The following is an 11,143-nucleotide window of genomic DNA, read 5'->3' on the forward strand; positions in this document are numbered from 1 at the left end:
ACGGCACCGACCGCCATCATCAGCAGACCCGGCCAATTCTGTGACACGCCTAGGAAACCGAGGCCGCGCCGGCGTGGCTCAAGCGTCGGGGTCTGCGTTGCGAGATTTGGCATCCGTCGATCCGAAGCTGCAGGTGCCGGATCGCTGAGCCGTCCACGCCTGAGAGCTGCGCCCGCCATATACACAACGCCGGCGACGATGAGAAACGCACCGATAAGGATGACAGCCATCCTTCCTCGCTTTTCTGCTGGTTTTCCCGCGCGGGAACCCGCCACCAAGGCAAAACGACGATGACGCCTTGAGGTTCCGACAGAGGCTGTTGACGCCGGCAATTCATGCAAATGGAAATAGCCGCAGAGGCTTGCCGCTTAGCTGGTTTCTGTCACTCGCTTCATCAGCGCCATGGCGCCGAAGGGCGCGCGCACCTTGCCCTCGGTGATGAAGTAGACGAACACGTCGCGCGGTTGCACCGGCGCGTCGGTAGCAGGGTCGGCGCGCCGCAAATCGGCCGGCTGCTTGCCTTCCGCCCAGACCTTGGCCCGCGCCGCCCATTCATCGAGGCCTTTTGGCGTGTAGCAGTCGGGATTGTCATCCGAGCCGGTCTGCAGGCGCGCATAGATGAAATCGCCGGTGATATCGGCGATATCAGGATATTTTGCGTGATCGGCATAGACGATGGCCGCCTTGTATTTGCGCGCGAGCGCCGGGAATTCCGGCACGATGAAACTGTCGTTGCGAACTTCGAGCGCGTGGCGCAACGCGATACCGTCTTGGCTTTCCGGCAACAACTTCAGAAACGCCTCGAAATCGTCGGGATCGAATTTCTTGGTCGGCGCGAACTGCCAAAGGATCGGTCCAAGCTTGTCGCCCAGCGCGGCGACGCCGGAGCCAAGGAAACGCATCATCGATTCACCTGCTTCGCCCAGCACGCGGCGGTTGGTGACGAAGCGGTTGCCCTTCAGCGAATAGACGAAACCGTCGGGTGCCTCATTGGCCCATTTGACGAAGGTCGGTTCCTTGAAGCTGGAATAGTAGGTGCCGTTGACCTCGATGCTCGGTACCTGCCGGCTGGCGTATTGCAACTGCTTGGCCTTGGGGAGTTTTTCCGGGTAGAAGGACGTGTCCCACGGCTCGAAGGTCCAGCCGCCCATGCCGGCGCGGATTGTTCCCGATTTGCTCATTGTCGTCCTCCCGTTTCAGAAGTCTGGCCGCGTTCAGAAAAATCAGGCCATCGTGACCTCGTCGACCGGCTTTGCCATGTCGACGAGCACCCATCCTGGCCGGTAGGGATTGGGCCGGCGACTCGTTTCGCGATAGCCGTAGGCCAAATAGAGCGCGATGTTGCGCTCCATTTTCGCATTGGTGTAGAGCCGCACCTCCGGCACGCCCCACAGGCGCGCCTGCTGATCCGCATGTTTCAACAATGCGATGCCGAAGCCCTTGCCCTGAAATCCTGGCGCCACCGCGACGGAGAAGATCATCGCGTGGTCTTCGTGCCGCTCCAGGACGATCAGCCCGGCCAGGTCGCCGCCGCTCTCCAGCAGCCAGGCCTCGCCGCGTTCGATGCGCGGCGCATAGTCTTCGGTGACCGGGATCGGCGGCGCGCCCAACAGCGCGGTGTAGGGCGCGTAGGCATCCGTGGTCAGAGTCATGACGGCGGTGACATCCGGGGCGAGGGCTTTCCTGATCTTCATTCCGGAGATTCCCAACGCCAGCCCGCCATCACTCCGCTGCTTCGCGCTTGCCTCCGGGGCGTCGCTCCAGCAATTCCTTGAGAAATTGGCCGGTGTAGCTGCGTTTTTCGCGCACGATCGCTTCCGGCGTGCCGGAGGCGACCAGCTCGCCGCCGCCATCGCCACCCTCGGGGCCGAGGTCGAGCACCCAGTCGGCGGTCTTGATCACTTCGAGATTGTGCTCGATCACCACCACCGTGTTGCCCTGGTCGACCAGTTCGTGCAGCACTTCCAGCAGCTTGGCGACATCGTGAAAGTGCAGGCCAGTGGTCGGCTCGTCCAGGATATAGAGCGTCTTGCCGGTCGCCTTGCGCGACAGCTCCTTGGCGAGTTTTATCCGCTGCGCCTCGCCGCCCGACAGCGTCGTCGCCTGCTGGCCGATATGGATGTAGCCGAGGCCGACCTGCTTCAGCGTGTCGAGCTTGTCGCGCACGCCGGGCACGGCGGCGAAAAAATCGACGCCTTCCTCGACCGTCATGTCGAGCACGTCGGCGATCGACTTGCCCTTGAACAGCACGTCGAGCGTCTCTCTGTTATAGCGCTTGCCGTGGCAGACGTCGCAGGTGACGTAGACGTCGGGCAGGAAGTGCATCTCGATCTTGATAACGCCGTCGCCCTGGCAGGCCTCGCAGCGGCCGCCCTTGACGTTGAAGGAGAAGCGGCCCGGTTGGTAGCCGCGCGCCTTGGCTTCCGGCAGGCCCGCGAACCAGTCGCGGATCGGCGTGAAGGCGCCGGTATAGGTGGCGGGGTTGGAGCGCGGGGTCCGTCCGATCGGCGACTGGTCGATGTCGATGACCTTGTCGAGGAACTCCAGGCCCTCGATGCGGTCGTGCTCGGCCGGATGCTCGCGCGAGCCCATGATGCGGCGCGAGGCCGCCTTGAAAAGCGTTTCGATCAGGAAGGTCGATTTGCCGCCGCCCGATACGCCGGTGACGGCGGTGAAGGTGCCGAGCGGAATTTCGGCGGTGACGTTCTTCAGATTGTTGCCGCGCGCGCCGACGACTTTCAGGCGGCGGTTCTTCTTCGCCTCGCGGCGAACCGCTGGTGTCGCCACCTCGAGCTCGCCCGAGAGGTATTTGCCGGTGATCGAATTCGGGTTGGCCATCACCTGCTGCGGCGTGCCCTGGGCAATGATTTCACCGCCATGGATGCCGGCGGCCGGACCGATGTCGACGACGTAGTCGGCATGCAGGATGGCGTCCTCGTCATGCTCGACCACGATCACCGTGTTGCCGATGTCGCGCAGGTGCTTCAGCGTGTCGAGCAGGCGCGCATTGTCGCGCTGGTGCAGGCCGATCGACGGTTCGTCCAGCACGTAGAGCACGCCGGTGAGGCCGGAGCCGATCTGCGATGCCAGCCGGATGCGCTGGCTCTCGCCGCCCGACAGCGTGCCGGAATTGCGCGACAGGGTGAGATAGTCGAGGCCGACGTCGTTGAGGAAGCGCAGCCGCTCGCGGATTTCCTTGAGCACGCGCACGGCGATCTCGTTCTGCTTGTCGTTGAGCTGCGCCGGCAGGTCGGTGAACCACTGGTCGGCCTTGCGGATCGACTGTTCGGTCACTTCGCCGATGTGCTTGCCCGCGATCTTCACCGCCAGCGCTTCCGGCTTCAGCCTGTAGCCACGACAGGCCGGGCAGGGGGTGGCCGACATGAAGCGCTCGATTTCCTCGCGCATCCAGGCGGATTCGGTCTCTTTCCAGCGCCGCTCGAGGTTGGGGATGACGCCCTCGAAGGTCTTGGTCGTTTTGTAGGAGCGCAGGCCGTCATCATACTGGAAGGTGATCTCGCGCTCGCCTGTGCCGCGCAGGATGGCTTCCTGGGCTTCCCCGGTCAAATCCTTGAACTTGTCGCCGAGCTTGAAGCCGTAAGCCTTGCCGAGAGCCTCCAGCGTCTGCACGTAGTAGGGTGAAGTCGATTTCGCCCATGGGCTGACGGCGCCGTCGCGCAGCGAGACGTTCTCGTCGGGGACGACCAGATTGGGATCGATGGCGCGCTGGCTGCCCAGCCCGTCGCAGGTCGGGCAGGCGCCGAACGGGTTGTTGAACGAGAACAGCCTGGGCTCGATCTCGGGAATGGTGAAACCGGAGACCGGACAGGCGAATTTTTCCGAGAACAGGATGCGCTCATGCGTCTCGTTCTTCGATTTGTTGACCGAATCCTCGCCCGTCTGACTGGCATCGAGCGGCTTGTCGGCGAACTCCGCTACCGCCAGCCCCTCCGCGAGCTTCAGCGCGGTCTCCATGGAATCGGCAAGGCGCGTTGCGAGGTCGCCACGCACGACGATGCGGTCCACGACCACGTCGATGTCGTGCTTGTATTTCTTGTCGAGTGGCGGCACATCAGCGATCTCGTAGAAGACGCCGTCGACCTTGACGCGCTGAAATCCCTTTTTCTGCAGCTCGAGCAATTCCTTGCGGTACTCGCCTTTGCGGCCGCGCACGATCGGCGCCAGGATGAACAGGCGCGTGCCTTCCTCGACCGCCAGCACGCGATCGACCATCTGCGACACCGTCTGGCTCTCGATCGGCAGCCCGGTGGCCGGCGAATAGGGTACGCCGACACGCGCGAACAGAAGCCGCATATAATCGTATATCTCGGTGACGGTGCCGACCGTCGAGCGCGGGTTCTTCGAGGTGGTCTTCTGCTCGATGGAGATGGCCGGCGACAGGCCGTCGATCTGGTCGACGTCCGGCTTCTGCATCATTTCGAGGAATTGCCGCGCATAGGCCGACAGGCTCTCGACATAGCGGCGCTGGCCTTCGGCGTAGATGGTGTCGAAGGCAAGCGACGATTTGCCGGAGCCCGACAGGCCGGTCATGACGATCAGGCTGTCACGCGGCAGGTCGAGATCGACATTCTTCAGATTGTGTTCGCGCGCCCCGCGAATGGAAAGATATTTATGGTCGGCCATTGCCGGTCGCCGCCTCAGATCTGGAATTTGTGGGATCGGCGGGTTTTCACCGGCCGTCCTCTATGTAGGTATTTTTGCCGCCGCGTCGAGAGACGCCACAATTCTCGGCCAAGTCGTTTAACCGTCTTTCGGGCGGACGGGCAAGCGGAAAGAACAAAGACCGAACACGCTCCTGACAAAAGCGGTGGAGCAGGCGGTGTGGTTCCCATCAGGGGATATGTCGCTCGATCACATTTTTTCCGATCGGACATCGAGCGGTTGACGTCCCCGGCTGAGGGGAGCAGACTCCACACGTCAATGAAGCCGGCTGTCTTTCGATGGCCTCGTCGCCCAAAGGCGGCCTGCGAGACGCCGCGGGCTATTGCGATCAGTGCTTCTGACGACGATTGTCGCAATGGACACAGGAGTGGAGCATGACGCCACCGGACAGTCCCTTGAGGCTCCAGCAGTGACTGGAGCCGCGGCAGGCATGAATGCCAGGGAGACGCGAGCGCCTTCCGACGTGACCCTGCCGGATGCACCAAAATCAGAGACTACTGGTCGGATCGTCGGCTGAACCCGCGAAGCATCCGAAATCGAAAGCCGGTAAAACATTCCCGGCGAAAGATTGGATTATAGATCCAGAAAAGCCCCGTCCGTTTGCTAAAAGCACGGCGGGGCTGCTCTTTTGGGGGAACGCGGAGGTAATGACGGCCCCGACATGTCAGCTACCGCGGCGGTTTGATCCCGCCGGCGCCGACATCGACCGTGATGCTGCCGGAAATCCTGACATCGGTATCGCCGATCTTGAACCGGCCGTTGCCGTTGGCGGGGAAGGCGTCATCGGGTTCGGGCTGCGGGGCCGGCTTGGCGATGCGATAATCGCCGGCCACACCGGGCAGGCTGCCTTTCTGGCTGTCGTTGGCAAAGGCGTCGCCGGCCAGCATGAGCGCACCGGCGAAAATAGTGACGGCAAGACGCCAAGGTCGGAATAAGCGGCTGTCGATCATCGGCCGGTTATAGCGCCGCCCCGCCGAGGTGGCCAGACCGGCGGTCATCAAATCGTCGGACGGCGGGGCCGTCGCAATTCATCGTGCTTGTGCCGGTCACGCCGCCTTTTTGCGGGTGTCGTAGACATGATCGACGAGACCCCATGCCTTCGCTTCCTCGGCGGTCATGAAATAGTCCCGGTCGAGCGTGCGCTCGACCTCTTCATAGGTGCGGCCGCAATGGCGCGCATAGAGCTCGGTCATCTGCCGCTTGGTGCGCAGAATGCCTTCGGCGTGACGCTGGATGTCCGATGCCTGACCCTGGAAGCCGCCCAGCGGCTGGTGCAGGACGAGGCTGGCGTTGGGCAGCGCGATGCGCCGTCCCGGCGTGCCAGCCATCAGCAGGAACGAAGCCATCGAGGCGGCAAAGCCCATGCACACCGTCGACACCGGACAGCTGACATATTGCATCGTGTCGTAGATGGCGAAGCCGCTGGTCACCACGCCGCCAGGCGAGTTGATGTAAAGCGAGATCTCCTTGTCGGGATTATCCGATTCCAGCGACAGAAGCTGGGCGCAGACCAGCGCCGACATGCCGTCGTTGATCTCGCCGTTGATAAAGACGATGCGCTCGCGCAGCAGCCGCGAGAAAATGTCGAAGGCGCGCTCGCCGCGGCTCGACTGCTCGATCACCATCGGCACCAGATTGGCAAAACCGGTCATCGTCTCTCTCCGTTTTTCATGTGTCGGCCACTCAAGCGGCGCGCTGCAGAAGGCAAAATGAATTGGCTGCGGGGCGGCGGCCGGAGGCACGCGCAGCGAATGAAAGCCGGCAGCCGGCGCCTGCCATGGTCACCATGGGCCTGGCGGCGGATGTCGCCGCACGGGCAAAGCCTTCATGGATAATATGCAGATGCGTGCCGCCCGAAACGGTGCGGGCGAGCGTGAAGGTGACGATGCTGTCGAGCGGGTTCCGTTCCTCGTCGGGCCGCGGCTGTTCCCGCCAGGAATAGCGAAGCCTTTTTCCGGGCTCGGCATCGAGGATCTCGCATTCGATCGGCGCATCCGGCCCGGCAAAGGCGAAATTGCTGCCGATCTCAGGATTGATGTCGTTGGGCATCATCCAGGCCGCAAGCAATTCGGGCACGGTCAGCGCCCGCCATACCTTTTCCGGCGGCTCGGGGAGATCGCACTCGAACTCGATCGCGTCGGGGGCGGTCCGCGCAGGGCTTTCGTCGGTCACTGGTGCGTGCGTCATTGGTCCATGTCCTTGAGAACCGTCCTCAGTTTTTCGATGCGCTCGGGCCAGAACGTCCGGTAGCGTTCGATCCAGCCAAGCAGCGGGTCGAGCCCTTGCGGATCGGCGCGGTAATAGGCGTTGCGGCCCGCCCGCCGCTCGACCACCAGGCCTGCGCCGCGCAGCACCGCCAGGTGCTGCGACACAGCCGGCTGCGATACCGTCATGCCGGTGCGCAGCTGCGACACCGTCATCTCGCTGGTGGCGAGGCGTTCATAGACGGCGCGTCGGGTGGGGTCGGCCAGCGCCCGGAAAATTTCCGCTTCGATCATGGCGAAAGCATAAGTCGATACTTATCGATTTGGCAAGCGATGTTTTACGGCCCATATGAAGGGAAGCTGGCGGCTCCGGCATTGCTGCCATTCCTTGACAATGAGCGGCGATGCATATAGGAACGAAAAGAGAACAAAAACCTTGTGGGAAAAGGCAGCCACAGCAGGCAATGGGTGTGCGCAACCTGTAAGGTGCTGCGACAAAAATTTGTTTCGGACGAGCGCGGAGAAGTATCATGGCGGGTAGCGTCAACAAGGTCATTCTGGTCGGCAATCTCGGAGCGGACCCGGAGATCCGCCGCCTGAATTCTGGCGAGCCGGTCGTCAACATCCGCATCGCAACATCGGAAAGCTGGCGCGACAAGAATTCCGGCGAGCGCAAGGAAAAGACCGAGTGGCATAATGTCGTCATCTTCAATGACGGCATCGCCAAGGTCGCCGAGCAGTATCTGAAGAAGGGCATGAAGGTTTATGTCGAGGGCCAGTTGCAGACACGCAAATGGCAAGACCAGACCGGTGCCGACAAATACACGACGGAAGTCGTGCTGCAGAGATTCCGCGGCGAGCTGCAGATGCTCGACGCGCGCGGCCAGGGTGAGGGCGGCCAGGTCGGGGGTTATTCCGGCGGCGGCAGCCGTGGTTCCGATTTCGGCCAGTCCGGCCCGAACGAAGGCTTCAATCGTGGCGGCGGCGCTCCCAAGGGCGGCGGCGGTTCGTCGCGCGAGCTGGACGACGAAATTCCGTTCTGAGCATCGACACGGCGTGACGGGCATTTGAGGAGAGGGCGCGATGTCGCTCGGACCGCTCCTATCGGCACGTCCTCCGATCCCATGGCATGCGCTCGCGGCCTTTGCCGCGCTGGCGATAGGCGGCGTGCAGCTGGCGCTGCCGAAAGGCACGCTGCGCCACCGCGCGATGGGCTATCTCTGGGCGGCGCTGATGCTGGCCGTCGCCATCTCGAGTTTCTGGATCCAGCAGATACGGCTCATTGGCCCTTTCAGCCCGATCCATCTCTTGTCGATCCTGGTGCTGGTCACGGTGCCGCTGGCGGTCTGGCATGCACGCAATCACCGCGTCGCCAAGCACCGCAAGGCGATGATTGCGTTGTATATCTTTGCACTGGTGGGTGCCGGTGTCTTTACGCTGGTGCCCGGCAGAATCTTGCACGACGTGGTCTTCGGCGTCGCGCAAGCCAGACCGTGATCCCGAGTGGAAGGAATATCAGTTGAAAGCACGCATCAAATGGGTCGAGGAACGCACCTTCGTCGGCGAGTCCGGCACAGGCCATAAGGTCGTACTGGGGACCGCGTTCGGCCCTGAAGGGAGAACGCCGGGGCCGAGCCCGATGGAACTGGTGCTGATCGGCACCGGCGGCTGCTCGGCCTATGATGTCGTCCATATCCTCGAAAAGGGGCGCGAGGCGATCGAGGACTGTGTGGTCGAGCTCGATTCCGACCGAGCCGAGACCGATCCCAAGGTGTTCACCCGCATTCATATGCATTTCATCGTCAAGGGCAGGGCGCTGTCGCCCGACAAGGTGAAGCGGGCGATCGATCTCTCGATCGAAAAATACTGTTCGGCTTCGGCCATGATGTCCAAAACCGCCGCCATTACCCACGATTTCGAAATTATCGACACGACGGCAAAATAAGCGGCCTATGAGGCCATCAGCGCCTTGATGCCGTCAGCCACGAACTGGACGGCAAGTGCCGCCAGGATAACGCCGAGCAGGCGGGTCAGGATCGAACGGCCGGTCTGGCCGAGGATGCGGTCGATGCGCTCCGAGAGCACGAACACGAGATAGGTGATGGCGAGGCAGACGAAGATGATGCCGACCAGTGCCGCCTGGGCGCCAAAACCCTGAAACGAGCCGGAGAGCAGCACAGTCGCCGAAATCGCGCCAGGGCCGGCGATCAGCGGGATCGCCAGCGGGAAAGCGGCGATGTTGTGGATCATGTCCTTGGTGATGGCGACGTCGCCGATCTTCTCCTTGCGGTCTTGCCGGCGCTCGAACACCATTTCGAAAGCGATGAAGAACAGAAGGAACCCGCCGGCGACGCGGAATGCCGGCAGCGTGATGCCGAACACCGACAGGATCGACGCGCCGGCAACCGCGAACAGCGCCATCACAAGGAAGCCAATGACCGAGGCGCGGACCGAGACCTGCTGGCGCTCCTCGCGGTTCATGCCGCGCGTTATCGCCAGAAACAGCGGCGCCAGCCCGGGCGGGTCGATGGTCACCAGAATGGTGACGAAGGCGTTGAACAGGCTGTCGAAACTCGGCATCTCTCACCCCTCCCGCCGGGCCGAGCCCGCATCCCGACATTGGTAGAGCAAAGCAGGGACGGAGGAAACCGGCTGGGGAGAGGCGGCTCGCGAACTCTGCGAAAGCCGGCTGGGCCGAGGGAGACGCGAAAGAACGCAGGGAATGCCTGAGTTTGCGTCGCGGGCTTGCTTGATCAGGTACGGCCAGAGCGCCGCGCCAGGAACTCCACTTCGAGCCGCCATGTCGCGCCATTGTCGTGCGAGCGCTCGCCGAGCCAGCGGAAGGAATTTTCCGTGATCCGTGAAAAGCTCCAACGTACGGAGGAACCGGTGCCGTCGGCGCCCACTTGGACAATCGTTTCGCCCTCGGCGCGGCCGAGTTGGCGGCTGTAGTATTGGTTTCGGGGATCGCTCCAAAAGATATGCCAGGCGTTTGCGCCGGGATCGTAGACGCGCAAGGTCGTGCCATAAAAGGTCCATTTGCCGAGAGAAGGCGAGGGGCCGGCATCGCGCGCGGGCAGGATCCAGACGTCCTGGATCGCGCGGCCTTCCAGCACCCAGCCGAAATGCACCTCGCCGCGTCCGGTCAGCACGGTGCCGTCCTCGAGATGACGGCTGGCATCGAAAGTCCAGGCGCCGACGAAGCGACCGTAGAGATCCAAATTCTCGGCAAAGCCGGGGGCTGGCCCGTCGCTGTGCAGGGCTTCGGTAAAAGTGGGCTGGTTGGTCATGGCTGGTGCCTTCATGCTGTCAGGAGGCCGCAAGCGATAGGCCGGGGCAGGGTTCTGCGCTTGGGAAAAATTGCTATCTTTCAGGCTATGACGACGAGCGACAGGATCATTGCCTCGGGGCCAGGCTGGCAGGTGTCGGACGTGGTGTGCACGGCCGGCGCCGGCGACCGGCCGTTCGAGGAGGAGCACCGGACGTTCTGCGTCGCCGCGGTGACCAGCGGCACCTTCCGCTATCGCGCCAGCCAGGGCACCGCGATGCTCGCGCCAGGCGCGGTGCTGCTCGGTAATCCCGGCACATGCTACGAATGCGGCCACGAGCACGGCGCCGGTGACCGCTGCCTCTCCTTCCATTTTGCTCCGGCCTATATGGAACGGATCGTGGAGGACGTACCGGGCGCCAGAATGCTGGCCTTCAAGACGCCGCGCTTGCCGCCCCTGCCGGCGCTGATGCCGCTGCTGGCCGAAGCGGAGGCCGCGCGCGATGTGGGCGAAACCGCTGCTTTCGAGGAACTCGGCTTGCGCATTGCCAGCGCAGCAGTCGCCGCAAGCTCAGGGCGCACCAAGATGGCGCGGACACCCAGCGGCCGCGACCAGAAACGGGTCGCGGAGGCGGTTCGGCGTATCGAGATCGATGCCGATCAGCCGCTTTCGCTGGCCGTGCTGGCGCGGGAGACGGCGACCAGTCCGTATCATTTCCTGCGCACATTCCGGCAGATTGCCGGAATGACCCCCTACCGGTTTCTGCTGAGGACCAGGCTGCACCGGGCAGCAGTGCGGCTCCACGCTTCGGACAAGGCGATCTCGACGATCGCCTTCGAGGCGGGCTTCAACGACCTGTCAACTTTCAATCGCCGCTTCCGGCGCGAAATGGGCGAGACGCCCGGCAGCTATCGCGCCCGCCGCGCGGGCCGCCGCTAACACGAGATGGCGGGCCTTTGCGTCGACGGCTCCGAAAAGCACATCGGC

Annotated in this window: 13 protein-coding genes; 4 read left to right on the forward strand and 9 right to left on the reverse strand. The window is 63.2% G+C overall.

All coding sequences use genetic code 11. The annotated features are described in order from the left end of the window. Positions 1-368 precede the first annotated feature (368 nt). From FJ972_RS17235 to FJ972_RS17265, 7 genes are all read right to left on the reverse strand, one after another. Positions 369-1,181 (reverse strand): DUF72 domain-containing protein, encoded by an 813-nt coding sequence (locus FJ972_RS17235; RefSeq protein WP_140525358.1) that lies wholly within the window; start codon positions 1,179-1,181, stop codon positions 369-371. Between the two features lie 42 nt (positions 1,182-1,223). Beyond that, a complete protein-coding gene (locus tag FJ972_RS17240; RefSeq protein ID WP_140525357.1) occupies positions 1,224-1,694 on the reverse strand; it encodes a GNAT family N-acetyltransferase in 471 nt (156 codons plus the stop codon). 28 nt (positions 1,695-1,722) lie between these two features. Beyond that, positions 1,723-4,644: an excinuclease ABC subunit UvrA gene (uvrA, locus tag FJ972_RS17245; protein WP_140515305.1), complete on the reverse strand. Its 2,922-nt coding sequence runs from the start codon at positions 4,642-4,644 to the stop codon at positions 1,723-1,725. Positions 4,645-5,351: 707 nt separating this feature from the next. Next, positions 5,352-5,633 carry a hypothetical protein gene (locus tag FJ972_RS17250; RefSeq protein WP_140525407.1) on the reverse strand — a complete coding sequence of 94 codons (282 nt, stop codon included), beginning with the start codon at positions 5,631-5,633 and terminating at the stop codon, positions 5,352-5,354. 96 nt (positions 5,634-5,729) lie between these two features. Continuing rightward, on the reverse strand, positions 5,730-6,335 hold the full coding sequence (locus tag FJ972_RS17255) for an ATP-dependent Clp protease proteolytic subunit (RefSeq protein ID WP_140498846.1): 606 nt from the start codon (positions 6,333-6,335) through the stop codon (positions 5,730-5,732). A gap of 31 nt (positions 6,336-6,366) precedes the next feature. Continuing rightward, on the reverse strand, positions 6,367-6,870 hold the full coding sequence (locus FJ972_RS17260; RefSeq protein WP_140515306.1) for an SRPBCC family protein: 504 nt from the start codon (positions 6,868-6,870) through the stop codon (positions 6,367-6,369). Next, positions 6,867-7,181, reverse strand: coding sequence for an ArsR/SmtB family transcription factor (locus FJ972_RS17265; protein WP_140515307.1), 315 nt, complete (start codon positions 7,179-7,181; stop codon positions 6,867-6,869). Before FJ972_RS17265 ends, FJ972_RS17260 begins: the two co-directional genes overlap by 4 nt. 236 nt (positions 7,182-7,417) lie before the next feature. Here FJ972_RS17265 and FJ972_RS17270 point away from each other — a divergent pair, with 236 nt between their 5' ends. The 3 genes from FJ972_RS17270 to FJ972_RS17280 are packed head-to-tail and all read left to right on the forward strand — an operon-like array spanning position 7,418 to position 8,832. After that, entirely contained in the window at positions 7,418-7,930 is a 513-nt protein-coding gene (locus tag FJ972_RS17270) for a single-stranded DNA-binding protein (protein ID WP_140525356.1), read from the forward strand. Positions 7,931-7,970: 40 nt separating this feature from the next. After that, on the forward strand, positions 7,971-8,384 hold the full coding sequence (locus FJ972_RS17275; RefSeq protein WP_140525355.1) for a DUF2306 domain-containing protein: 414 nt from the start codon (positions 7,971-7,973) through the stop codon (positions 8,382-8,384). Positions 8,385-8,406: 22 nt separating this feature from the next. Then, complete coding sequence (locus FJ972_RS17280) at positions 8,407-8,832, forward strand: OsmC family protein (protein ID WP_140498836.1); 426 nt, start codon at positions 8,407-8,409, stop codon at positions 8,830-8,832. 5 nt (positions 8,833-8,837) lie between these two features. Here FJ972_RS17280 and FJ972_RS17285 read toward each other — a convergent pair whose 3' ends face one another. Both FJ972_RS17285 and FJ972_RS17290 read right to left on the reverse strand, forming a co-directional pair. Then, positions 8,838-9,467: a MarC family protein gene (locus FJ972_RS17285; protein WP_140498833.1), complete on the reverse strand. Its 630-nt coding sequence runs from the start codon at positions 9,465-9,467 to the stop codon at positions 8,838-8,840. A gap of 173 nt (positions 9,468-9,640) precedes the next feature. Then, positions 9,641-10,177: a hypothetical protein gene (locus tag FJ972_RS17290; protein WP_140525354.1), complete on the reverse strand. Its 537-nt coding sequence runs from the start codon at positions 10,175-10,177 to the stop codon at positions 9,641-9,643. Between the two features lie 87 nt (positions 10,178-10,264). Here FJ972_RS17290 and FJ972_RS17295 point away from each other — a divergent pair, with 87 nt between their 5' ends. Continuing rightward, complete coding sequence (locus FJ972_RS17295) at positions 10,265-11,095, forward strand: helix-turn-helix transcriptional regulator (protein WP_140525406.1); 831 nt, start codon at positions 10,265-10,267, stop codon at positions 11,093-11,095. The last annotated feature ends 48 nt before the right edge of the window (positions 11,096-11,143 follow it).

The sequence above is a fragment of the Mesorhizobium sp. B2-1-1 genome, from assembly GCF_006442975.2.
Classification (GTDB): domain Bacteria; phylum Pseudomonadota; class Alphaproteobacteria; order Rhizobiales; family Rhizobiaceae; genus Mesorhizobium.